We start from the raw sequence: 25,753 nt of genomic DNA on the forward strand, positions 1-25,753 counted from the left end.
AAAGGTACAGCTGATAAGTTATTTTCAGCTGTACCTTTTGCTTTGTAATTCTCTTATGAGAGACTAGTGGCCTTTCACTTTATACTAAAAACAAGCGAGAGAACCGTCTTCTCAGTAATCCATAAGTTGTTCTTCCACTGCGTCACTTACCGCTACGGTTCCACCTAGTATTGTAAAGGCTGGGTAGTTATTTTTCACTTGGGTGATGGCACTTGGAATTCTTGGTTGATCAACAAGTAATAATGGTGCATTCATTTTTGCTGCAAGGACTGAGCCTGCAAGTGCATCTGGGAAGTTTTTTCCGTATGCGATAAATGCCCGCTTATTTCCTAAAGGAAGCTTCTGGGATACAATGCTTGATGTTTCCCAACGTTCATTACCAGCAATTCTTGTTTTTATTGCAACCGGAAGAGAGTTTTTGACTTTATCACTAACGACAACTGTTCCTCCAACAATTGTTGCAGATGTCTTTCCTGTCAATGCATCCTTTGTTACTGCTGGTAATCCGTCATTATCAGTTAATAAAATCGGAATACCATTTTTCGCTGCATACGGAGCAACAGATAATACGTCCGGGAAGTTATAGCCATACGCTACAATTGCTTTATCTGATGGCAAGCGTTTTGCGACAAGTGCTGCTGTTGCATAACGAGTCTTTCCGCCGATACGCTCTATATTATTTATTCCCATTTGTCTTAATTGGCTTTCCACCTTGCTAGAAACTGCTCCTGTTTGACCAAGAATAATGACTTTCTTTGCATGTAAGCGAAGGATTTCAGCCTTTGTTTTTGCCGTTAATGATGCTTGATGTGTTAACAAAATCGGTGCATTTTCTTTATATGCTAACGGACCGCCAGCAAGAGCGTCTGGAAAGCTATCTCCCCGAGCAAGGACAACTGTATTGCTTGTTATCCAGCCAGCCTTTGAAATATTGACAGCTGTCTCATAACGATCGCTCCCTTGTAATCGGTTTGTGCCGCCGTATACAGTAAAGGAATAGTCACTATAATTTGAAACATTACTGTCAACAACCAAATAGTACTGACCTTTTGACAGATTTTCCCCTAGTTCTATTTTAGTATCTAACAGTTTGTCGTCCAAAGTATTCCCATTTTTGTCTAATAGGCTAACACTTGTTAACCAATCACTCGCTTCTCCGTTAATGGTGATCGAGTCAGCTTGTGAATCTAATTGAATCGCAAAGTAATCATCATCACCGTTATAGCTAGTAGAACCAGTTATTTTTTTCCCTAATTCAAGTGGATTTGCTGCCGTAATTTTATCGTTCATCTCTTTTTCATATAAAGAGCTTGTAGAGCTTGTTAGTGTGATTTCATAAGCATCACTTTTATATTGGTATTCTCCCCATTCGCTATTTTCAAGAATCAGGTAATACTCTCCCTTTGCTAGTCCAACATTAAATTCTTTTACCTTATCATATTCAATGTCCTGCTCAGCATAAATATTGCCTTTTGCATCCTGAATCGTAAATTTATTAAGAAAATAAGTACCTAATGTCTGTTTTATAAGTGTATTAATATGAAGATTGCCATCTTGAGGCATTGAAAATTTATAGATATCCTTCGTGTCTGTATTTGTCAAATATCCAGTGTATTTTTTTCCTATTTGCATTGTTTGTGCCAGTGATATTGTATTATTGCCTTCTAATTCAGATGTTGCGTTTTTCGTAAGACTTGTTGTCAATGTATAATTAGTTGGATCATCATACGAAGTTGTGTACTCTACCTTAATATAATATGTACCCTTTTTAACACCTATCGAATGTTTCGCTAAATCAACATCACGAAATTTTAATATTTCAATTTGATTTGCGTCCAATATCGTTACGTTATAATAATTATTATTGCTATAAGGACCATCTGCAGTGAAGTTTATGTTGAGAAATCCATTATCTGTCGTCGAAACTTTAAAGTAGTCATTTTTATCCTGTTCACTTACTGTTCCCGTATATGTATTGCTTAATTGGATCGCCATCGCAGTACTGACGCTATTATTTTGTTCGACTTCCTTCACAGTTGCTGCGCTAGCATTTGTTGGCATTAGACCTATTGCTCCAATGAGGAAAACAATAAGTGCTAACAATTGATAAAACATCTTTTTCATAAAATCCTAAAACCTCCTATAAACTTATAAAACTTATTAAGAACCCTCGCAAAAGAAAAACCAATTCTATTGGACTATTCTATTTAACTCAGATTATTTTAAAATACCATAAAACAAATAAGGAAAATGTCGTAATTCGTCGAATGAGGGACTATTTTTCTACACATTATAGGGTATTTATACTCACGCATTAAAATCACCCTAATTTTCATGTAGATATTTCAACCTATAAATTTTCTTTATCATCTATGAAAAAAGTCCGCTTTTTTATCTCTTTTTTATGGTAATCTATTAAAAAGTAAATCTATTAGGTGATAGGAGAAGAAGATGAAAAAGATTATTGGCTTTATTTTATTTACTGTATTTTTTTATTTATCTTTTCAAGTGAATTCTACCTATGCAGCTGAAATCGATCGGATTAATGGTAACGATCGTTATCAAACTGCCGTAGAAATCTCCCAGGCTGGCTGGCAGAAATCGAGTACAGTCATTCTTGCCAAAGGAAGTGATTTTCCTGATGCTTTAGCAGGAGGACCGCTCGCCTATTCCTTAAACGCCCCAATCTTGCTTACGAATGACAAAGGCTTACCAAACGTAACAAAGCAGGAAATTATTAGATTAGGGGCAACGAAGGCCATTTTATTAGGAAGTGAAGGAGCTATTTCAAAAACGATTGAAGATTCCCTAGAAAGCATGGGACTAACAATCGAGCGAATTGGTGGAAAAACTCGTTTTGAAACAGCAGCGAATATTGCGAAGCGACTTCCTTCGAAGCAAGCCATTGTTGTTAACGGAAGAAATTTCCCTGATGCATTAGCTGTTGCACCATATGCAGCTAAGAATGGCATACCGATCCTATTAACAGATAAAGACTCTATTCCAAGCGCTTCACAAACAATTGCCAATGGAAAATCGAATACGATTATTGTTGGGTTGGAAGGAGCAGTTAGTCGTACAGTAGAAGGAAAACTGAAAAACCCTGTGAGATATGGGGGAAGCACTCGATATGCAACAAATAAGGTTTTAACCGAAAAGCTACCAATGAATGCAAGTAAGGCCTATATTGCAACTGGTGAAAACTTCGCCGATGCATTAACAGGCTCCGTTCTAGCAGCAAAAAACGATGCAAATATCTTACTTGTCCAACAAGCTAATGTTCCGTCAGCTATCCAATCAGTCACTTCGAAATATAACCAATTCACGATTTTCGGAGGAACAGTCGCAGTAAGTGACGGAGTAAAACGAATTCTATCAGGAGAAAGCACCGAATTTATCCTGCAAAATATTGCCATCGGTGACACAGAGCAGCACGTTATAGCTCAGCTTGGACAACCTGCTCGGAAGGACTTAAGCCGTCAGGGATTTTATTGGTCAATCTATAACAAGGATTATAAAAAATACATCCAAGTAGGAATCCAAAACGGAAAAGTAGTCGCGATTTATAGTAACTCTAATAGCTGGACATCAAAATCAGGTATAAAAATAGGTCTAACGAAAAGTCAGGCTGTAGCAAAGCTTAATGCGATCGGCGAAGCATCCGACATCAACGAATACGCTGAATACACAACCTATTACATTGACGATAAAAACTATGATGCAACCGTATACTATGATCAACATGATAATAATATGGTAGCAGCTGTTCTGTTAACTGCTCCAACCTATACGCCATATACTGGTTCTTATGCTGATGTAACTGAATCAAGCGATACAACAAAGCGAACACAGCTACGCAACAGCTTCGAAAAGCAAGAATGGGACATTACAAACGCATATCGTGTAAGATACGGAAAACAACCACTCACATGGGATAGCAAGGCAGGGTTAACAGCAAGAAATCATAGTCAGGATATGATTAACCGCTCATTCTTCGACCACGAAAACCCAGATGGAGAATGGCCAATCGACCGCATGCTAGCAGATGGCATCGATCTTAGTGTCGCAGGTGAAAACATCGCTGCCGGCTACTTTGATCCAATCGAAGTCCACGACGGCTGGGTCAATTCCCTCTGGCATCGAGAGAATCTGTTAGAACCTGAATACAGTCATTTAGGTGTTGGTGTGGCGATTGATGATGTGGATGTTTATTATACGCAGAATTTTTTTGCTAGGTAGTTAAATATAAAAATAAGAAAAAGACAATCTAGTTGATTTATGAACTGTACCCTTAAAAATAGACAGTTAATAAAAAGTCCTTTATGCACTTAGTAGATGGCCTCGGTACTGTTCCGGGGCCATCTTTTTTAATCCCCATTGATATCGGTATGAATTATAGTAAACTATATAATCCTCAATTACCTCTCTTATTTGTGTGAGAGATTGACATGAAGAGGTATCAATTTCATCCTTTAAGTGGCCAAAAAATGATTCCATTGGTGCATTATCCCAACAGTTTCCTTTCCGAGACATTGATTGAATAAACCCGAGTTTCTTAATCCTTCGTCGATACTCTGGATTTGTATAGTGAAATCCTTGATCAGAATGGAGAATAGCTTCAGGGTGGATGTTTCCGTCCAATGCATCAATTAAATTATCAAGTGTTCGATAAACAAGTCTCATTTCTAATGTGGTTGAGAGATAATAAGCCAATATTTCACGTGTAGACCCATCTTTAACACATGATAAATAAACAGGTGTTCCGTTTTCTAAATAAAGATATGTGATGTCAGTAAGTAACACTTTACCAGGCTCGTTTTGTGCAAAATTTCGATTCAGTATATTAGAACAAGTTCGGTGTTCTTGTGTTGCCTGTGCCATTCGTTTGTAAGGGTTTGACCTTCTAATTTTTGATTTTAGATTGAATTTCTTCATAATACGATAGATTTTCTTTAGATTCATCACAGTAAAATAGTCATTTTCTAGAACCATTCTTATATCTCGTCCACCTGATTTACCATTCTTTTCATCATAGACTTGTTTTATTAGAATAAAATCCTGCTCATCCTTACGTTCTCTATTGATACGCTTAGGTTCAGCCTTAAGCCAGGCATAATAACTTTTGCGTTTTACTGCAGCTAATTCACAAAGATAGGAAACCATCCTAATTAAACCATGTTTACGAATGGTCTCTTCAATTAGTTGGAACTTTTCTGATAATGTTAGTCTTGTTTCTTCGCCTTCCTCTCTAGTTCTTCTAACTTTTTTAAGAAGTCGTTCTCCATCTCTAAGAAGGCAATACGTGCTTCTGCTTTTTTAAGTTTGTCTTCTAAAGTAAGATCCTTCGAAGATGGACGTCCTGTGCTTCCCTTTCCGCGACGCTCATTTCTAAAACCTTCCTCACCATACATTTCATATGTTTTTCTCCAACGCTTTAAACATTGTTGAGGCTTTTCAGAACCAATTATGTCTAAGTCAAATCCATGTTCAATGAAAATATCCATTGGCCCTTTGCCATTTTGGTTTTCCTTAATAGCAGCGATTTTAAACTCAGGTTTGTACGAGATAGACCGATCAGATACATGATTTACATTTGGTGTGTATTGCAAAATAAAAGTGCAGAGTATTGCAAGCTGATTTGTCGTTGCTACTTTACATGGAGTGGTGGGCATGATAGCCTTTCGTGGCAAAGCCAGCCCTTGATCTTGCTGGCTTCTTGGCTTGAGACTCATGCCCGCAGAGGCTCCATGTCAAGTTGCAACATTGTGTAGTTGCAATTGCAATACTATGTATTCTTTCTTTGCAAAATACATTTGGGTTGTTCTCCAGCTGTTTACGTTGAAATTCATTAAAAATAATTTTACTCATATCTCATTCCCCGTTCACTCTATTTGTTTTGATTATAACGGTTTTTTTATGATAAAACACAAAAATCCCGAATAATGGACTTTTTTTAAAGTGTCCATTATTCGGGATACAGTTCATTAGAATCTACGATCGTCTTTTTCTTTATCTATTTCACTTACTCTCATATAATTTGTCGATATATAATAATAGACTCTTCAATCTTTACTAAATATATCTCTAGTATATACTTTGTCTACTACTTCCTTTAAGTCATCTGATAAACGATTTGCTACAATCACGTCACTTATGTTTTTAAATTCCTCAAAATTATTTATAACTCTAGAATTATAGAAATTATCCTCATGAAGTGCCGGTTCATAAACAACCACTTCAATTCCTTTTGCTTTAATACGTTTCATAACACCTTGAATTGCAGATTGCCTAAAGTTATCTGAGTCCATTTTCATTGTGAGTCGATATATACCAACTATTTTTGGATTCCGTTTAATAATCATTTCAGCAATGTGGTCTTTCCTTGTTCTATTTGCATCAACGATTGCTGTCATAATATTATTTGGAACATCTGCATAATTTGCTAGTAATTGCTTTGTATCCTTAGGAAGACAATAACCACCGTATCCAAAAGATGGATTATTATAATGATTTCCAATTCGAGGATCTAAACCAATGCCTTCTATAATTTGTTTAGTTTCCAAGCCTCTTATCTCTGCATATGAATCTAGCTCATTAAAGAAAGCAACTCTCATCGCCAGGTATGTGTTAGCAAATAGCTTTATTGCTTCTGCCTCTGTTGAATTTGTGAATAATACATCAATATTCTGTTTTAGAGCACCCTCAACCAATAAATTAGCAAATACACGTGCCCTATCTGATTTTTCACCAACAATAATTCTTGAAGGATATAGATTATCATATAATGCTTTTCCTTCTCTTAAAAATTCAGGTGAAAATATAATATTCTCAGTTCCAAATTTAACTCTTACCTTCTCTGTATAACCTACTGGTATAGTAGATTTTATTACCATTACTGCATTAGGATTAATAGATATGACACTTGAGATTACATCTTCAACAGATTTAGTATTGAAATAATTTTTATCCGGATCATAATTTGTTGGAGTAGAAATAATAACATACTCAGCATCTTTGAAAGCAGTGTAATTATCTGTTGTTGCAGTTAGGTTTAATTCTTTTGTAGCGAGATATTCCTCGATTTCATTGTCAACTATTGGAGATCTTTTATTGTTAATCATATTTACCTTTTCTTGAATAATATCAAGAGCGATGACTTCATTTTTTTGGGCTAATAATATCGCATTTGATAAACCTACATAGCCCGTTCCAGCAACAGTTATTTTCATTATTAACACATCCCTACATCTAGAATATTAATTTTATATTTTTAATATTCAATTACAATTCAATAAATTAATTTTTAAAAATTTAAGTGTAAGTAACTATTTTTACTCAATTTAAAATTTCTTTTCTATTTTTAATTATATATAATAAATCTTTATAATTAATAACTACTAATATAACTATTAGTAGTAACCCTAATATTATATTTAACCCAATGTATTCATTAAAAACGGAATACAATGCATAAATAGATACTAAAAAAACCATAAAGTATATTCTAATGAGTGGATAATTAACTCTAAAAAATCTAACAGATATCTGTGTTCTTAGTGTAAAGAATACAATATACGCAAAAGCTGTTGATACTGATGCACCAATTGCACCAAATCTCGGGACAAGTAACCAATTACCAAGTATATTAACTATACAGGCAATAATAGCTATAACAAAATGCCATTTAGTTTTTTTATAAAAATTAATTCCTACTACTGTAGTCTCTGAAATAGTATATAATACTGGCATAAAAACAAGAAAAGGCACAATAGTCGCAGCTACTTTATACTCCTCACCCAAAAGCATTACCAAAATATCTTTTCCAGCAATACTGAAAATAGCAACTAAAAACATTAGAAAAGAAACTATGATACAAATATAACGAAAAAAGGATCTATCCTCAGGATTATTTTCAAATTTTTGATAAGCAACAGGAGTCCAGAAGGTAGAAAATGTTTGCCTTAGTACCATAACTAAAATTACTAATCTCATGGCAGCTGCATATAAACCTAATTCCTCAAAATTACTCCATTGCCTAAGTGCAATTTTATCAAATGACTCAAATAACCAAGAAATAAATATTGTTAGCACAAATGGAGATCCAAAACGAACAATTTCTAATTGAGAATGTTTAACATCTTTAATTTTATTATTTTTTAAACTCCAAAATTCCCTACCAAAATATATAGCAATTGCTACTAATAATAGTAATGTAATAACCTTCGAAAGTATTAATACTTCAAATCGAGAACCAATAACATAAAAAAATAATAAAATAAAAGATAGATTAAATATTCTTTCAAATATTTGTAACAATGAGTATAAGTTGCCTTTTTGTTGCATTCTTATTACTAATTGAGCATATCTAAACAACAATTGTGCTATGATACCTATACCAATCCAAATTGCAAACTTTAAGTCTATTTCCCCTATTAAAAAGATAGTAATATGCTTATAAAATATTATTAAGAATATAAGCATTATTATTGTTGTAATCATAGGGAGACGCATACAATTATATAGTAAAGCTCCTCGCTTTGAAGATTTCTCCTCATAAAAAAATCGAACAAAGGATTGATCTGTTCCAAATATAGTAATTATCATACCTACTTGAAGAGTTAAGTCAAACATAGATACTTTACCAAATGCCTCAGGTGGAAGTAACCTTGTAGTTATCATAGTAGTTGCTAACCCCAAAAATAATCCCACTAAACTACCATATGAAAACTTTAAAAACTTTAGTATAAGTCCATCTTGCATAATAGAACCGTCCTTAAGATTATTTTTTCACTATTCTACTTATTATATTAAACATGTAAGATGAACCAAATCTTCGACGAAACTTTTCTAAAACAGTATGTCTTGCAATTAAATTCAAATCAGGCTCTTTTACAATAACAGTGGATTCAGTAAATATCTTATTTATTTCTTTTTTTCTATCTGACCAATTCCATTTTTCTATTGCTTCTTTTCTAGCAGTGTCTTTCATCTGTAATAACCTATCTGGATTTTCAACGAAGAACTTCATATTCTTTATAAGAGAATCCAATTTCACAATGGATAATGGCCAATAATAACCATCTGCTCTACTTTTAAGATAATCAACTTCTACTAAACATCCAACATTACTATTAATTACCTCATTCATTGGTGGATGGTCAGTGGTAATCACCGCTAATCCAGATGCTAAAGCTTCATACATTGTTAAACCTAAACCATCAAGCATAGTTGGATAAACATATACATCTCCTAAGTAATATAAACCCGGAGTAGTTACCGTTTTTTCAATAACCTCAATATTGTAATTACTTAATTCCTTCTCATCATATCCAAAGGAATCCTTCAAACTTTTTTGAGTATGAATAATTAACTTTGAATCTTTATAAATTTCACCATTAATGAAAGCATCTATAACAAATGATGTTCCCTTACGATTCGACATACCGACTGAATGGAAAAAGGTCAAGTCTTTTCCAGGCTTTTCCACAGGGCGATAATCATCAACATTAGTTCCCCAAGGAACATAATAACATTGGGGGTGCTCTTTAAAAACAGAATAATGACGCTTTGTATTACATATTAGAAAATCATATAAATAAAATTCTTTTACTGTATTATCTTTATAATAATCAATATACGATCCGACTTTTAAATTTGGAAACAGCTTTTTTATCTTATATACAATATCTATTTCTCTTTGTTCGTTAAAAAAAACTGTATCTATGTTATTTTTCTTTATCCATTTCTTAAAATGATTTAAATTAATATTACTGTCTAATAACTTTGGGCTCCAAGTTACATAAGGAAAATCCCAATTAGGGTCTCCTTTCCCAAATTGTTCTCCTCCACGTGCGTAAACAAATACATTATGATTTTCCTTTAATAAATCCAAATATGCTTTGGTTGCGTACGCCGCACCTCTTTCAAACCATGTACTAACGAATCCAATATTCACGATACCATCCCTTTTCTGTAATCTTAATAAGTTTCTATGAACATTTTACTTTAATATCTCTCTTTTCATTAAACAATGACCCTACTAAAACAAAAAATAGAATTGAGGGATAAATAAAAAAGGTATTAATAAAAAATATATATTCTGTTAACCCTACTATAAAATAGGCACTAAAAAAATATACATAGACTAATTTATTTCTATGTTTAAATACTTCTAATAATATAAATATTACTAAGATTAAAAAGAAAAATAGACTTAATATACCATAGGCACCTAGGATTTGAAATACATGATTATGTGCATGATATATTCCAAATGTATGGTTAAAATATGTTTCACCATTTCCTAATAAACTTGTCCCACTCTTTATAACTGTTTCCCACATATCTGTCCTTCCGGAGGATAAAGATGCAATATCACTAGTTTGTGCATTGTATGAACTCCATTTATTTAAAAGAGCATTAAGTACATTATCATAAAATAAATAAGCAAAACAAGCTACTATTATTAAAAAGATTAACATCTTTAATATATCAATATACTTAACTATCTTGGTTTTATAAACTTTTATAAATATTGTTGAAAAGATAATAATTATAAGTGTGATTATTGAAGTTCTATGCTCGGTTAGAAAGATTAACAAAAAGAAAATTATTATATACGAATACTGTACAAAAGGTCTTTTTTTTACTATAAACGCCAAACCAGTTACTCCTATGATTGTAATTAATATTGCTAATGTATTCCATGGAGCAAACAAATAAAAATAAGGTAGCACCGATATAAATATTGCTACAATAAATGTTTCTCTATATCTGATAATACTAGAGTTTAAAAAAACCATAGGAACTAGGATAGCATACAAAAGAAATTCAAGTATACTAAATTCATTGTGTAGATATTTAGATATATTAACTGAAAGTAAAAATAGTTCCCAAATCACTAAAAATAATAGCTTCTTTTTGGTAAAAACGAACTTATATCTTATAGTAAATAACATAGTAATTAAAGTTAAGAAAAAAAGCACAATCCAACTATTTTCATTCCCTATTCTCTGATGCAAATTAGACAAATTTAATGTAATGCCATTGCTAACTAAGAAACAACCAGAAAATAAAATAAACAAAATTTGCTTATCTAATTTATTCTTTGAAAGCATTATCAATGTAACTACCTCATTTTATTTTAAAAATTAGTAAACGTTAATTACACTAGCTTATTAGCGTAAAATTAATTTAATATTATGACTTAAACTTGAACAATCTTCTACTTATATAACAAAATATTTCTTTATTAAAATGATAAGGGTATAACTTTGAATACTGCAAATAATGACTAAAACCCCTTGAATATTCTTTGTGTTTAATAAAATCCAATAATACGCCTGTATTTCTTTTAGAATATATTTTTTTTCTAGCTCCTTTTATTTTCTGCTCGAGTCGGTTAATTTCATCATCATGATATGATAAATAAAACTCATATAATTCCTTATTCTTCTCTGGAGATAATACATTCGAACGGTCACTTATATCGAATCTAACAAGAGCTTTAGGAACCACACCTATTTTATGCCCACTTCTAAAAAAACGTAAAAGAAAAACCGCTTCTTGATTTCTTTTAAATTCCTCATTCCATCCCCCTATTTCACTTGCTGTCTGTTTCCATATCATGATAGTATTGGTATATATAAGTACTTCTCCAGAAAGTAAACCGTAAGAGAGATTTCCTTCTTTTTCAGGTATAATAACGTTATTTTCTCTATGCCAACCACAATATACCGCCTTGTACTCTTGATGACTTATTAAATAATCTAACTGTAGTTCTATCTTATTTTCTTCAAACCAGTCATCATCATCTAAAAAACATAGTATTTGTCCAGTACTATTTTCAATACCTGTATTACGAGCGGCGGCCCCATTTTTATTTTCAGTATGACGAATATACTTAACTTTTGGATTATTCTCATACTGTTCCATAATGAATTCTGTATCTCTCCTATAATCAGAATCTGGATCATTATCATCTACAACAATCACTTCAACGTTTTTATGAGTTTGATTTAGTACCGAGTTGATTGCTCTAGGTAACATTTCTGATCTTTTATACGTAGGTATAATCGTACTTACCTTATACTCCTGATTCATCAATTCCACTTCCCATGTTCTGTCTCTATAAAAGCTTAATCTAATTACTAAACTTATTTTTCAGGTTTAGTTTATTTGTCTTATTTCTTTTATACCTTGAATCATTAGTTTATAAGCATCCTGCCATTTAATATCTTTTGAAAACATTTTCCGATGGCGAAATACAAACTGCAATGATAATAAACTAGCCCACCGTTTTGACAAGCACCCGTAAAGTGCCCCTTTATCAATAAAATATTTATTAGTATATCCTTCAAACCAAGTGGAACCTTCCTGACTTACTACTCCTAATTTAGTAGGGGTAGCGTATACTTTTAATCCTTTTTTTATTGCATCAAAAATAAACAAACTATCTTCTCCAGAACCATATTTAGCACCACCACCAAAAAGTAAAGAAAAGTAGATATTTTCTCTTTTAAATGATTCAGTTCTAATCGCCATTCTACAAGCACCATATTTAAGAGAGTTATACCATTTGACGCGCCCTTTCCGCTCAATTTCCTTACTTGCTCTTTCTGGATTTGTACTAGGTACATTAAAAACAATCATATCAGCATCTGGAAACTCTGCAAAAGTATCCAAAACCAAAGCCTTATAGTTATCCACATAAGTCACATCATCATCTGCAATTAAGCATATGTCAGCAGTTGATCTCATAAGTGCTGTGTTCCTACTTAAACCTACGCCTCTCTCCGCAAAACTCATAAAGTGGATCCTATTACCCTTATACAAAAATTCTGTATACTCATTTTTTTCACATTGATTTATCACAATTGCATTAGAATTTATATTCATCTTTTCTAGTAGACTGTAATCTGTTTGATTCATAGTCGAAATCAGAACTTGTAAATCCATCGAGTACCTCCTTTAACAATAAATATTAGAAAATTTTATTTATTATTTTTCCAACTAATATCAGTTTACCTAGTACTCTCAGCTTTCTCCCAAAATGGCTTTGCTTTTCCAGTTATTACTTTATATACTCCAACCCATTGTGCAATTATTGTGACGCAATAATAATAGATTAAAGTAAGATATTTATTATTTGAATTATTAAATTTTCTAATAAGAGCTAATAAATAAAACAAAGCCTGTCCGACAAATGCCATAGCATAAAACCAAGATTCTGTAACTAATAAGGCACTAGCTATAAAAATAATAAGATGGGATATCCACAACAAATATCTACATGTCCGATGTCCAAAATAAAAATATGAATACCATTTATACTTAAAAATATTAAATATCCTTATATCAGGTAATATATATTTAAGTATAATTCTATTCATCCTAACTTTACGACCAAACTCATCTTCTATTACCTCTCCTGCTTTTTCATAAGCAATTGCATCATGGTTTGCAATCGCTCTTTTCCCCACTAACGCATAAAATGTAGGCATTGCACTATCATGAGATTGAATTGGATCAAAGTCATAATAATCCTTTGTTCTACATGCATATAAAGCTCCATTTCCAGCAGTGATAGTTTGAATCTTACCTTCTATTTCACGAATTGCCAAATCACTGTCCCAATAGTTAGACTCTGCATTACTTACATCACTAGATCCTTGATTAATAAATGATAACCTTCCAGTTACATAAGCAATATCATCAGATGTAAAAGCTGCCATAAGTTCTTTTACTGATTCTCTATCTAGCATTGAATTAGCATCTGTCATAATTAAATATTCCGAAGTAACCGTTTTTTGAGCCTCATTTTGTGCATTTGTTTTGCCTTTACGTTCTTTAACTTCGTATAATCTAATATTATGACTTGGATTATCTTTTATAAAATTTCTTACAATTTCATTTGTTCTATCTGTACTATTATCAGATGCAATTAGAAATTCTATTTTATCTTTTGGATAATTTATTTTTATAATATTATTTAGTTTTTCTAATATCACTTTTTCTTCATTATGTGCTACTACCATTAAAGTTACAGTAGGTTGATGAGTATAATCTTTTAAAAGTTTTCTATTTTTATATAAACGTCCAATTAATTTTAAGGAAACTGGATAACCAACCATAGCCCAAACTATTATAAATCCACTTATATAAAATAAAATTTTATATAATAAATCCATGTAAAATCTCCTTCATACTTTACTATTCGTCTATCTTTCTTGCTGGAACTCCAATATATTTTCCTTGCTCCATTATGTCATTTACAACAACACTTCCTGCCCCAAATATACAGTTAGCAGTAATATTTACATTATTAATTACTTTACTCCCGATACCTAACCAGGTCCCTTGTCCAATCTGCACTGTACCAGCCAAATGAACACCAGGAGATATATGGACAAAATCTTCAAGCTTATTATCATGATCTATTGACGAAGAAGTATTTATAATACAGCCCTTACCAATTGTTGTACAACAATTTAGTACAGCACCAGCCATGACAACTGTCCCATTTCCAATTTCAACTTGGGAACCGACTATTGCATCTGGATGTATTAACACTGGTATTGTAGCGCCCAAATCTTCAAGCTTGTTATGAAACTTTTTTCTTATTTTATTATTACCTACAGCAATAAATATATCGTAATCATCTTTGAATTTTAAAATATCTTTTGTACAACCGATTACTTCAAAACCTATTGAAGACTTTACTTTATCATTATCATCCAAAAACGCTATACTTTTCCATTTTTCCATTGCAAATGCAATATCAGCAACAACTTTTCCATGCCCACTTGCACCAATTATTAGAAGTTTACTTTTCATAGTTCCATTCTTCCTTTTTGTTACCCTTAAAAGGCTCCATTGTTGCTGCATTATCCGAGCTAATACCTTCTCTGACAAAAACCTTCATAATTGTCATGAAGATAATTTTCCAATCACCTTTAAAACTTACATTGTCAACATATTCAATATCTAAATTAAACTTTTCTTCCCAACTTATTGCATTTCTTCCACTAACCTGTGCTAACCCAGATAAACCAGGTCTTACTTCATGACGTCGTTTTTGATGATTATTATACAAGGTCAAATACTGAACTAATAAAGGCCTTGGACCAATAATAGACATATCACCTTTTAATATATTAAACAGTTCAGGAAGTTCATCAAGGGATGTAGAACGTAAAAATTTCCCAAACTTCGTTAACCTTACTTCATCTGGGAGCAATTCTCCTGTTTCATCTCTTTCATCTGTCATCGTCCTAAATTTATACATCATAAATATTTTTTCATTAAGCCCAGGTCTTCTCTGTTTGAATAACACTGGACTACCAAGCTTTATTCTTACAAGGATTGCAACTATTACAAATACTGGACTAAGTAAAATAATAGCAATTAAAGATAAGATAAAATCCATTGGTCTTTTTATATAGCTTTTATAAATTCCACCTTTAAATCCTTTCATTACTTTTACCACAATCCTTTAATAGTCTTTACAACTCTTTCTAAATCACAATCTGACATCTTAGTATCTGATGGTAAACATACACCATTCTTAAACAATTGTTCAGATACATCTGTACCAACAAAATCATATTTTTCAAAGAACGGTTGCATATGCATTGGTTTCCATACTGGTCTTGATTCAATATTCTCTTTCTCAAGAGCGTCCATTATATCAATAGGTCTTATCTTTCCCGTTAAAATAATTGAGCTTAACCAATAGTTTGGCTCATTCCAGTCATTACTTGGCATAAACTCAATGCCATCTAAGTTACCAAGTTCTCTCTTATAAAAATTATAAATATATCTTTTCTTTTCAACTCTCTGTTTTAAGACTTTAAGCTGACCTCTACCAATTCCTGCAACAATATTACTCATTCGATAATTAAATCCTAATTCGCTATGCTGATAATGTCTTGCTTGATCCCTTGATTGAGTTGCCCAAAAGCGGACTTTTTCAATTCTCTCTTCATTATCAGAAATAAGCATTCCACCACCAGAAGTTGTAATAATCTTGTTTCCATTAAAAGAAAAAATACCATAATCACCAAAAGTTCCAGTATGCTTTCCCTTATAATAAGTTCCTAAAGACTCTGCCGCATCTTCAATAACTGTTACATTATGCTTCTTACATATTTGCATTATCTTATCCATGTCAGCTGACAAACCATAAAGGTGGACGACAATTACTGCCTTGACTTGTGGATATTTTTCAAATGCATCTTCTAATGCATTTGGACACAAATTCCATGTTTCATAATCACTGTCAATAAAAACAGGAGTGGCATTTTGATAAATAATTGGATTTGCTGTAGCAGAAAAGGTGAGCGTCGGACAAAATACTACATCCCCTTCTCCAACACCTGCAGCTTTAAGTGCTAAATGAATAGCTGCTGTACCAGAAGAAAGTGCAGCGGCAGCTTTAGAACCAACATTAGCTGCAAGTTCCTTTTCAAATCCATTAACATTTTCTCCTAAAGGGGCAATCCAGTTTGTATCAAAAGCTTCTTTAATATATTGCATTTCATAACCTTCATCACTCATATGAGGTGAAGATAAGAATATCCTATCTCTTACAATTGTAGATTCCATCGTCAAGACTTCCTTCCCAAAATATAATGGTATTTAGTAATTTAGGACTTAATTGGCTAGAAAATAGCACTTATCCAACCAACTACTAAATCACTAAAATATACCCCAATATTTAAATACTAATTGATATATTAAAATCTAATCCTTTTAAATCAGTCATTTCTAGAAAGAGGAAGAATTAAGCATTATTGCTTAATTACTTCCTCATTTTCCAAAACTCTTTTTAAATATCCTAAAATCTCATTCTTCAAATCATCTCTTCTTAATGCAAACTCAACAGTAGCCTGTATAAATCCAAATTTATCACCAACATCATATCTTTTACCTTCAAACTCATATGCAACGACCATTTGCCTGTCATTCAATTGCTTAATAGCATCTGTTAATTGTATTTCACCACCAGCACCCGGAGCTTGATTTTCTAAAATCTCAAATATCTCAGGTCGCAAAATATAGCGCCCTAAAATTGCATAATTAGAAGGTGCATCCTCTTGCTTTGGTTTTTCTACTAAGTTATCAACATGGAAGACACGATTATTTTCACCATGTTTAATTGAAATTACTCCATACTTAGATACATCTTCTCTAGGCACTTGTTGTACACCAATTACAGATGAATTGTAACGCTCATATACATCAATTAACTGTTTTAAACAAGGATTTTCTGGTGAGTGTACAATATCATCTCCAAGCAATACGGCAAAAGGTTCATTGCCAATAAAACGACTTGCACATGAGATCGCATGACCTAAACCTAAAGGTTCTTTTTGACGGATATAATGAATATTCGCTAGTTTAGAGATTTCTTGAATTTCCTCAAGTTGGTCAAACTTTTCCTTTTTTGCTAGAGTCTCCTCTAATTCATATGATTTATCAAAGTGGTCCTCAATTGCACGCTTGCCTCGACCACTAACAATAATAATATCTTCAATGCCAGACTGAACAGCCTCTTCAATAATATATTGGATTGTAGGCTTATCCACAATTGGTAACATCTCTTTTGGCTGTGCCTTTGTTGCTGGCAAAAATCTTGTTCCTAATCCTGCAGCTGGAATAATCGCTTTTCTAACCTTTTGCATGTTCTTCACCTCAACAGTTATTTCACACTTTCTAATAATGTATCTATCTTATTATTTGCTAAACTTAACACGTAGTCTTTAATATACTCTGTATTATATTGTTCATGGTTATCTATTAACGTTACTACCCTATCATAATCAACTTCAACTGACTTCCCAATAAAAATTTTAGGAAACACAGCTTCATTATGGATTTCATTTTCTCCGAGTAATTCCTCGTACATTTTCTCACCAGGACGAATTCCAGCAAACTTAATCCCAATTTCTTCTACAGTATAACCAGATAATTTAATAAGATTTTCCGCTAAATCAACAATCTTAACCGGCTCACCCATATCTAAAACAAATATCTCCCCACCACGAGCGAGAGCCCCTGCTTGCATAACAAGTCTTGATGCTTCAGGAATAGTCATAAAATATCTTGTCATATCAGGATGTGTTACCGTTACTGGGCCGCCCTCTTGAATCTGTCTCTTGAATAGAGGAATTACACTTCCACGACTACCTAATACATTTCCAAATCTAACTGCAACAAATTTTGTTTGACTATGTTTATTCAACTCTTGGATTATCATTTCAGCAATACGTTTTGTTGAACCCATCACATTCGTTGGATTAACAGCTTTATCTGTTGAAACAAGAACAAAAGTTGTTACACCAAATGTATCTGCAGCCTCCGCTACATTCTTTGTTCCTATAACATTATTTTTTACTGCTTCTTTCGGATTATATTCCATCATCGGTACATGCTTATGTGCAGCAGCATGATACACAACATCTGGTTTATGTTCCTCTACAACCTCAAAAATACGTACACGATCTTGCACGTCAGCAATAACTGGAATAATTTCTATATCATTTTTATATTTATTTCTTAGTTCCATATCAATAGTATATATTGAATTTTCACCGTGACCTAATAGTAAGATTTTTTTCGGAGTAAATTTACAAACCTGCCTGCATATTTCTGAACCTATTGATCCACCTGCACCCGTAACAAGTATCGTTTTTCCAGTGATTTTCTTTGAGATACTCTTGATATCAAGTTCTACTGGATCTCGTCCGAGTAAATCCTCCACTTGCACATCACGAAATTGATTTACAGAAACTTTACCTGTCACAATATCCTCAATCATTGGCATAATTTTTGTTTTTGCATCAGTTTTGCTACACTCTTGATAAATTTTTTGTATTTCTTGTTTACTTAATGATGGGATTGCAATAATGATATGGTCAATTTCATGTTTTAGTACAATTTCAGGAATATCTTCTGTTTTCCCTTGTACAGTTACGCCATAGATTTGGAGCTTCTGTTTGTTAGGGTCGTCATCAACAAATGCAACTGGCTGTAATTCACTTTCATTATTCTTTAATAATTGGCGGACAAGCATTGTACCGGCAGAACCTGCTCCAATGATAAGTGCATTTTTCTTATTAATCTTCGATTTTATAATTCGGTCCCTTACCATCCTATAAGAGAAACGAGTTCCACCAATTAGACACATGTGAAGTAACCAAGTTATGAATAACACTCTCACATAAATATGCCCATTTGTCACTAATTGCACTACTGCTGTTGTCGCTATAGAAAATGTTACTACTTTTACAATTGTTACTAACTCTCCTACACTAGCATATTCCCAGGCCTTATTATATAAACGATAAATAAATGCAAAAAGGTGATGGCTGATAAGCAAGCTTAATGAAATAATCACGATCATTTGAAGATTATAAATGTGAATATGCGGATTTAAAATGAAATAACCTATATAAACCGAAAATAATACAATTAATGAGTCTAACCCAACTAGCAGGGTCACTCTTTTAGAATAACTCATATTTGATCCCTTCTTTACAATAAAAATTAACTAAATGTCTAATGAAAAAATACAGCAAGTATGTTCTTTCATTAGACATTTAAATATGTCTAATGATTATTTTCTTTAAATCAGCAAAATACATAATTTTCTTTCTTAGAGCGTACATTTTGATAGCTATAACGAACAACATTTTTTTAATAACCAATCAAAGGTTAAGTATTTTTTAACAAAAATAGCTAACTTAAAAAATCCCTAAAAATTTCTTCCTTTTAATTGCACTAGGCTCCTGCTTATAAATGATTTGTCCTTTTATTAGAAGTTCCGAATTCTCATGAAAGTAATAAATAGCCTGTTCACCAAACTCTTTTCTAATCTCAGAAATCGATTCCTTTATATGAAAGCCTCTTGTTGAAATATTATGGGCATCAGACGAAATAAAATGGGTCATATTCGATTCAATCAACTGCATTGAAAGTTTCTGAATTTTCTTTCCGAAACGCCCTGTAATACTTCCAGCAGTTACCTGGGTAAGCGAGCCCTTCTTTACTAGATTAAGAAGTTTATCTGGATTTTCCATCACACCTGCATTTCTTTCCGGATGGACAATAATCGGTGTGAATCCTTTTAACTGAATATCAAACAAAAGTTGTTCTGTATATCTTGGAATATTTCCTGATGGTAGTTCAATAAATAAATAGTTTGTGTGATTAAGAGGTAGAATATCCCCTTTATCAATGTCCTCTATTAACTCACCATAAATTCGAGTCTCTTGACCTGGTAACACCTCTAAAGGAATATTCTCTTTTTGTAGTATTTGATTAAGCTCTGAAACTCGTTTTATGATATCTGCTTTTGGGTTTGTATACTTACCATTCTGATGATGAGGGGTAGCAACAATTTTTGTTATTCCTTCTTCAACTGCTAATTTTGCCATTTTTATTGAATCTTCAACAGTCTGGGCGCCGTCATCAATTCCAGGCAAAATATGGCTATGAATATCGATCAAACTCGGCACCTCCATTGGTTTTACTAGTTTTTCAAATCTGACTATATTTATTTTTATATTACAAATGATAATTTAAAGATTTAAAACACCTAAAGAAAGAGGGGTAATTATGCCGAAAAACGACCTATTTTCCCCCGTAATAATAATAATAATGTGTTTCCTCTGCCTTTTTATTATTTAAAACAACACCTAATATCTTTGCTTTTGCACTATCTAGAAGTTCCTTTGCCTTTTTAGCAGATTCTCTTTCTGTCTTTCCACTACTTACAACCAATACGACTCCATCTGCCTGATTGGCTAATACTTGTGCATCCGTCACTGCAAGTACTGGTGGAGTATCAATTACAATAACATCATAATCATTTTTTGCCTGCTCTATTAAAGTATGCATTCCTTTGGAGCCAAGTATTTCCGATGGATTCGGTGGTATTGGACCACTAGATAATACCCATAGCTTATCTTGAGAGGTAAGACTTACCGCTTCTTCTAAAGTTGACTGTCTAGTTAACACATTTGAAAGACCTACATGATTCTCTGTACGAAATGTGTAATGCACAGTTGGTTTACGTAAATCGGCATCAATTAATAATACACGCTTCCCTTGTTGAGCAAAGACAACTGCTAAATTTGCTGTTGTTGTTGATTTTCCTTCTCCGGGACCAGATGATGTTACAATTATTGTTTGTAGTTCCTCATCAATACTTGAAAATTGAATATTTGTCCGAATAGTACGAAATTGCTCTGCTATCGGAGATTTTGGATTTGTCATTGATATTAAACTTCTATTTTGTAAATTAAAAATTTGTTTTCGATCCTTACGAGCCAAATGACTCACCTCGCGTTCCTACCGTAGTTGACATGTTTGAACCCGCTTTTGCTTCTTCTTCTAAATTAATAGTTGTAATTGCACCTAATACAGGAAGTCCTAATTGATTTTCAATATCCTGCTCAGATTTAAGTGTATTATCTAGATATTCAAGCAAAAATACGAGGCCAACCCCAGCCATTAATCCAACAACTAATGCAATTGCCATATTCATTACTGGCTTTGGTTTTATTGGTGATTGCTTCTCTCCAAGTTCTGCCTGTGTCAAAATACTTACATTGTCAACGTTCATTATCGTTGTAATTTCTTGTTTGAATGTTGATGCAATTGAGTTTGCAATATTAGCTGCCCGTTGTGGATCTTCATTTTGAACGGCAATATTAACTACTTGTGAATTTTGTTCACTAGAAACCGTTACTAATTCATTCAATTCTCCAACTGTTATATCAAGTTTTTCTTTTTCAATAACTTTATCTAAAATTGCAGGACTTTTTATAATAACATTATACGTGTTGACTAATTGGACGTTTGCTTGGACATCACTATTTGTATATGTTTGCTGTTCACTTTTAGCCTGATTGACAAGAATTTGCGTCGAAGATTGATATATAGGTGTTAATAGAAAATAACTAACAATTCCACTAGTTGCTGTCGCAATTGCAGCGATAATTATGATGAGTGAAAGACGTTTCTTTAATGTTAGAAACAGATCCTTCAGACTTATTGTTTCTTCCATGATAACCTCCAAAATTTTTAATCTATTTAAAATAAACTTAACTATTAAACTTATAAAAAAATACTACCATGACACAAAGAACATTTTCTTACAAATTTGGTGATAATTCAACTTCTTTTTCCTACTGAAATCATTTTAGCATGTTTCTATAAAAGAACTTACATTTATTTTTGGGTAATTTGTACCAACTATAAAGAACATTATACAATTTTCCCTCAAACAGAAAGACTGATTCCACAATTAATAATTATAGAATCAGTCTCCTTTTTATAATCCATTTGCTGCTACTGTTACAAGTGCACCTAGAATGATTGCAATTAACGGAAGTGAAAATGTTAATATTTTTCTCTTCATTTCCTTCTTTCGCGCCATTTCTTCTGGCGTAACCCAATTAGCCAAAAAAAGTCCCCCCTCACCCTTTTATCTATTTTTGCAAATTATTTTGTCGATAATTTTATACAAACGTCATAAACATGTATTATATCGGTTATATTATACACATTTTATAGTTCTTTTGGGTGATTATTTTTAAGATTTTTGTAAAAATCCATCCTATTATTGTCAACTATAGGTTTTAAGGTGGAAATATTTCGTTTTATTTCGACATATAAACTGTTCTTACTCTCTTAAATTTAGTTACGAATGTCATAATTGTCTAGAACATATATTTTCCATTTACCATTTTATTTTCCGTTTAATTTCATTTTTATTAATCAGTTCTTACTATATAATATGTGGTTTTAAACCCACGACTTTTACACTACTAAGATATATTAAACGGCAAAAGAAATATTTTATAAAAAGGTGGCGATTGTATCTAGGGTAAATTAATTTTTAGAGGCATTTTGGAAGAATAACTTTTACGTTAATTTAGAGAGTATATCATTTCATCTTTTCTCCATTAGATTTTCACTTGATTTTTCCATAAAAAAGAAGAAGTTTTAAATTACTTACTTCTCCTTCTTTAACTCTTCCCTTTTCTTATTAATATAACGGTCCATTATTTTCTCAATTCTTTCTAGTTTTTCAAGCGAGTTAACATCCTGATTTATATATCGTACTGTCTTTTTTATTGTTCTTGGTAGCTTATCAAATGAATTCATACTAAATACCTCATTATTTATTTGAAGATCACACGTTATTGTATGTCCTTTTCTTTTCCTTGGTCTTTTAATTATTATGGATCTCACTATTACTGTCAAATAGTGGCTTTAATAATCATTTTCATGTTGGCGAAAGTAAAGAAATGTCTAACGATGCAAAGACTATTTCAATCTAGTTATACCACCTAAGATTCCCTCTCTAAATCTTACATTATTTTACTATATCAATCCATTTCTGTTTTTGATATAACTAGATTTGTTAAGTCTAGAAAACGGGGGTACTTGATGAAGAGACTACTTAAGCTTTCTCTTGTAATTGTAATGATTCTTCCATTTATTCAATTTTCGACAATTGCCAAGGCTGTGAGTGAGCCTACTGTAACAGTTGAATTGAAAAATTATATTAGAAATAAAACTTCCCTACAAGTAAATGTAGTTGGTGAATATAAAACTAGTAATTTGAATAATGATCATTTACTAGATGGTGTTACAAGCTTTACGTTAAAGGTTGAGAATAATCGACTTGCTTTTTATGTAAATAATAGTAGAAAAAGTTTCGTTGAAGGGAATTTAAGTTTAACACCTGTGAATTATGCCAATAGCTATGTGCAAATTACTGGTGACGAGGAAACGAGACGATACCGTGGTTCGTTTGAGTTTAAAATTGAGTCTGGGCTATATGTCCGTCCTATCAATAAGCTACCGTTAGAAGACTATATTAAAGGTGTTGTTCCCCGGGAAATGCCTGCAAGCTGGGGGATTGAGGCACTTAAGGCACAGTCTGTTGCAGCGAGAACGTATGTTGCAAAGCATAGCTATAAAGTAAACGATACACAGAGCAATCAGGTGTATGGTGGGATTGAATTAACGAGTTATCAGCAGAAAATTTCTGATGTTGTTGACGCAACAAAGGGTAAGATTCTTAAAATTGGTAGTGCTTATGCTGATACGGTGTTTACATCTAGTAACGGCGGATATATCGAATCAAATGATGGTGCTTGGGGTTATTCTGCCTTATCCTATTTACCTGCGAAGGCGGATCCATATGATCCTAAGCATAGATGGGATATCCGCTTGCAAGCAACACAAATATCATTAGATGGCTTAGATTTGAAAAAGCCTGAAGCATGGTGGAATTCTGTTCAGGAGACGAATACGATTGCTCGATACAATATGAAGCTATGGTTAAAGAGTCAGCTTAAGCTACCTGCAGCTTCTGATCTGAAAATCCTTTCTATTGATCAATTCACCATTCATCCTGAACGTACACCAGGAAATCGAATGAAAAGCGGAACTGTGAAAATTCGTTATGTTGAAAAGTCTGGTTCTTATTTCGTTAAGGATGCAGAAGGGAATCTTTTAGTGAAAACGTATCAGCCAGCAACGTTGACGAGTAATCAGCTTCGTTCAATGCTTGGCACAGTGAATATGAAAAGCTCGCTTGTCGATACAATTGAAGCACCAACGTCTACTGAGATTGCCCGGATAAATGGTGCTGAGCGTATCGCAACGTCAGTGGAGATTTCAAAGCAATTGTATCCGAATGGATTCCCTGCAGACCATTCGTTTAAAACGGTGTTTATTGCAACAGGTTACGAATATGCGGATGCATTATCAGCAGGACCGCTTGCGTACCAATATGGAAATGCGCCTATCCTGCTTACAAAGCAAGAAGGCCTGAGTAGTGATGTCATCGACGAAATCAAGCGATTAAACGCTACTGATGTTGTTGTTCTCGGCGGGAAAACCGCTGTTTCTGATGAGGTGGTAGACCAACTCAAACAAATTAGTGCGGTGAATGATGAAGCTGTCACACGTATTAGTGGGGCGAATCGCTACCAAACAAATGCTGAAATTAATAAACGATTACTAAATGTTAACGGGTTGTTTGTTGCTTCTGGACAAAGCTTTGCAGACGCTCTTGCAGGCTCTTCTGTGGCAGCGATTAATCAATATGCGATCGTTTTAACAAGCCAAGCTTCCTTGCCAGCTGATAGCCAAGCATTCATTGAGACACATTCTAGTAAGCCTAGCTATGTTTTAGGTGGTGAGAATGCTGTTTCTACTAATGTGGTGGAGAAGCTTCAGCAAATTAATGCGACGATTTCTCGATTATCTGGTGCTGATCGTTATCAAACGTTAGCGAAAATCCTAACAGCCTTTAGCACGTCCTTTAATGGGTCAGAGGTTCTTTACTCAACAGGCAGTGATTTTCCTGATGCGTTAACAAGCTCCTCACTAGCTGCCGCGAAAAAGGCGCCAGTCATTCTTGTAGGCAATGGCATTAGTTCTTCGCTTGAGAGCTTTTTGGCTAGCTACAAGGGTAAGGTAAATGAGATTCATGTCCTCGGGGGACAGGTTGCTGTTTCTGATTCAAAGGTGACGCAATTAAAGGATTCATTAGGTGTTGTAACATCGATCCATTTAAGTGGGACAGGCTTTGGTCATGGTGTTGGGATGAGCCAGTACGGTGCACAAAAACAAGCAAGCCTTGGCATCACATATGACCGGATTCTTGAGTTTTATTATCCAGGTACTACTTTGTCAAGTCTTTATTAAATAGGTTATGTTAATGCTT

At 33.2% G+C, this 25,753-nt stretch carries 21 protein-coding genes; 2 read left to right on the forward strand and 19 right to left on the reverse strand.

Features of this window, described 5'->3' with window-relative positions; all coding sequences use genetic code 11:
* Positions 1-111 precede the first annotated feature (111 nt).
* Positions 112-2,124 carry a cell wall-binding repeat-containing protein gene (locus ACTJJ9_RS02665; RefSeq protein ID WP_145580263.1) on the reverse strand — a complete coding sequence of 671 codons (2,013 nt, stop codon included), beginning with the start codon at positions 2,122-2,124 and terminating at the stop codon, positions 112-114.
* A gap of 327 nt (positions 2,125-2,451) precedes the next feature.
* Between ACTJJ9_RS02665 and ACTJJ9_RS02670 the strand changes: the two genes are divergently transcribed.
* On the forward strand, positions 2,452-4,239 hold the full coding sequence (locus ACTJJ9_RS02670; RefSeq protein WP_145580261.1) for a cell wall-binding repeat-containing protein: 1,788 nt from the start codon (positions 2,452-2,454) through the stop codon (positions 4,237-4,239).
* Between the two features lie 81 nt (positions 4,240-4,320).
* Here ACTJJ9_RS02670 and ACTJJ9_RS02675 read toward each other — a convergent pair.
* From ACTJJ9_RS02675 to ACTJJ9_RS02760, 18 genes are all read right to left on the reverse strand, one after another.
* A protein-coding gene (locus ACTJJ9_RS02675) for an IS3 family transposase (RefSeq protein WP_440768442.1) occupies positions 4,321-5,627 on the reverse strand; the annotation gives its coding sequence in 2 pieces (ribosomal slippage) (positions 4,321-5,279 and positions 5,279-5,627; 1,308 coding nt in all).
* 435 nt (positions 5,628-6,062) lie between these two features.
* A complete protein-coding gene (locus ACTJJ9_RS02680) occupies positions 6,063-7,229 on the reverse strand; it encodes a nucleotide sugar dehydrogenase (protein WP_145580256.1) in 1,167 nt (388 codons plus the stop codon).
* Positions 7,230-7,335: 106 nt separating this feature from the next.
* The gene (locus tag ACTJJ9_RS02685; protein ID WP_145580254.1) at positions 7,336-8,760 is read right to left on the reverse strand and encodes an oligosaccharide flippase family protein; all 1,425 of its coding nucleotides are present in this window, start codon (positions 8,758-8,760) and stop codon (positions 7,336-7,338) included.
* A gap of 19 nt (positions 8,761-8,779) precedes the next feature.
* Complete coding sequence (locus ACTJJ9_RS02690) at positions 8,780-9,955, reverse strand: glycosyltransferase (protein ID WP_145580253.1); 1,176 nt, start codon at positions 9,953-9,955, stop codon at positions 8,780-8,782.
* 34 nt (positions 9,956-9,989) lie between these two features.
* Entirely contained in the window at positions 9,990-11,117 is a 1,128-nt protein-coding gene (locus ACTJJ9_RS02695) for an O-antigen ligase family protein (RefSeq protein WP_255451761.1), read from the reverse strand.
* Positions 11,118-11,199: 82 nt separating this feature from the next.
* Entirely contained in the window at positions 11,200-12,102 is a 903-nt protein-coding gene (locus ACTJJ9_RS02700) for a glycosyltransferase family A protein (protein ID WP_145580249.1), read from the reverse strand.
* A 66-nt stretch (positions 12,103-12,168) separates the two neighbouring features.
* Positions 12,169-12,957, reverse strand: coding sequence for a glycosyltransferase family A protein (locus ACTJJ9_RS02705; protein ID WP_145580247.1), 789 nt, complete (start codon positions 12,955-12,957; stop codon positions 12,169-12,171).
* 65 nt (positions 12,958-13,022) lie between these two features.
* Positions 13,023-14,189, reverse strand: a complete 1,167-nt coding sequence (locus ACTJJ9_RS02710; protein WP_145580244.1) for a glycosyltransferase family 2 protein — start codon at positions 14,187-14,189, stop codon at positions 13,023-13,025.
* A gap of 22 nt (positions 14,190-14,211) precedes the next feature.
* Positions 14,212-14,835 carry an acetyltransferase gene (locus ACTJJ9_RS02715; RefSeq protein WP_145580242.1) on the reverse strand — a complete coding sequence of 208 codons (624 nt, stop codon included), beginning with the start codon at positions 14,833-14,835 and terminating at the stop codon, positions 14,212-14,214.
* Positions 14,825-15,475 carry a sugar transferase gene (locus ACTJJ9_RS02720; RefSeq protein WP_145580241.1) on the reverse strand — a complete coding sequence of 217 codons (651 nt, stop codon included), beginning with the start codon at positions 15,473-15,475 and terminating at the stop codon, positions 14,825-14,827. The genes ACTJJ9_RS02715 and ACTJJ9_RS02720 overlap by 11 nt, the downstream gene beginning before the upstream one ends.
* Positions 15,476-15,480: 5 nt before the next feature.
* Positions 15,481-16,605 carry an aminotransferase class I/II-fold pyridoxal phosphate-dependent enzyme gene (locus ACTJJ9_RS02725; protein WP_145580239.1) on the reverse strand — a complete coding sequence of 375 codons (1,125 nt, stop codon included), beginning with the start codon at positions 16,603-16,605 and terminating at the stop codon, positions 15,481-15,483.
* Positions 16,606-16,790: 185 nt separating this feature from the next.
* Positions 16,791-17,684, reverse strand: a complete 894-nt coding sequence (gene galU / locus ACTJJ9_RS02730) for a UTP--glucose-1-phosphate uridylyltransferase GalU (protein WP_145580238.1) — start codon at positions 17,682-17,684, stop codon at positions 16,791-16,793.
* 17 nt (positions 17,685-17,701) lie between these two features.
* Positions 17,702-19,522, reverse strand: coding sequence for a nucleoside-diphosphate sugar epimerase/dehydratase (locus tag ACTJJ9_RS02735; RefSeq protein WP_145580236.1), 1,821 nt, complete (start codon positions 19,520-19,522; stop codon positions 17,702-17,704).
* Positions 19,523-19,745: 223 nt separating this feature from the next.
* Positions 19,746-20,510 (reverse strand): CpsB/CapC family capsule biosynthesis tyrosine phosphatase, encoded by a 765-nt coding sequence (locus ACTJJ9_RS02740; RefSeq protein ID WP_145580234.1) that lies wholly within the window; start codon positions 20,508-20,510, stop codon positions 19,746-19,748.
* A 124-nt stretch (positions 20,511-20,634) separates the two neighbouring features.
* A complete protein-coding gene (locus ACTJJ9_RS02745) occupies positions 20,635-21,279 on the reverse strand; it encodes a CpsD/CapB family tyrosine-protein kinase (RefSeq protein WP_186324085.1) in 645 nt (214 codons plus the stop codon).
* Between the two features lie 46 nt (positions 21,280-21,325).
* Positions 21,326-22,072 carry a Wzz/FepE/Etk N-terminal domain-containing protein gene (locus ACTJJ9_RS02750; RefSeq protein ID WP_145580230.1) on the reverse strand — a complete coding sequence of 249 codons (747 nt, stop codon included), beginning with the start codon at positions 22,070-22,072 and terminating at the stop codon, positions 21,326-21,328.
* 267 nt (positions 22,073-22,339) lie between these two features.
* On the reverse strand, positions 22,340-22,471 hold the full coding sequence (locus tag ACTJJ9_RS02755) for a hypothetical protein (RefSeq protein WP_255451754.1): 132 nt from the start codon (positions 22,469-22,471) through the stop codon (positions 22,340-22,342).
* A gap of 551 nt (positions 22,472-23,022) precedes the next feature.
* Positions 23,023-23,175, reverse strand: coding sequence for a LytR family transcriptional regulator (locus tag ACTJJ9_RS02760; protein WP_145580228.1), 153 nt, complete (start codon positions 23,173-23,175; stop codon positions 23,023-23,025).
* Positions 23,176-23,460: 285 nt separating this feature from the next.
* On the opposite strand from ACTJJ9_RS02760, the gene ACTJJ9_RS02765 reads away from it, so the two are divergent.
* Positions 23,461-25,734 carry a SpoIID/LytB domain-containing protein gene (locus ACTJJ9_RS02765; protein ID WP_440768436.1) on the forward strand — a complete coding sequence of 758 codons (2,274 nt, stop codon included), beginning with the start codon at positions 23,461-23,463 and terminating at the stop codon, positions 25,732-25,734.
* Positions 25,735-25,753 lie beyond the last annotated feature (19 nt).

Source organism: Metabacillus sp. 22489 (genome assembly GCF_052044855.1).
In the GTDB taxonomy this organism is placed as follows: Bacteria; Bacillota; Bacilli; order Bacillales; family Bacillaceae; genus Metabacillus; species Metabacillus niabensis.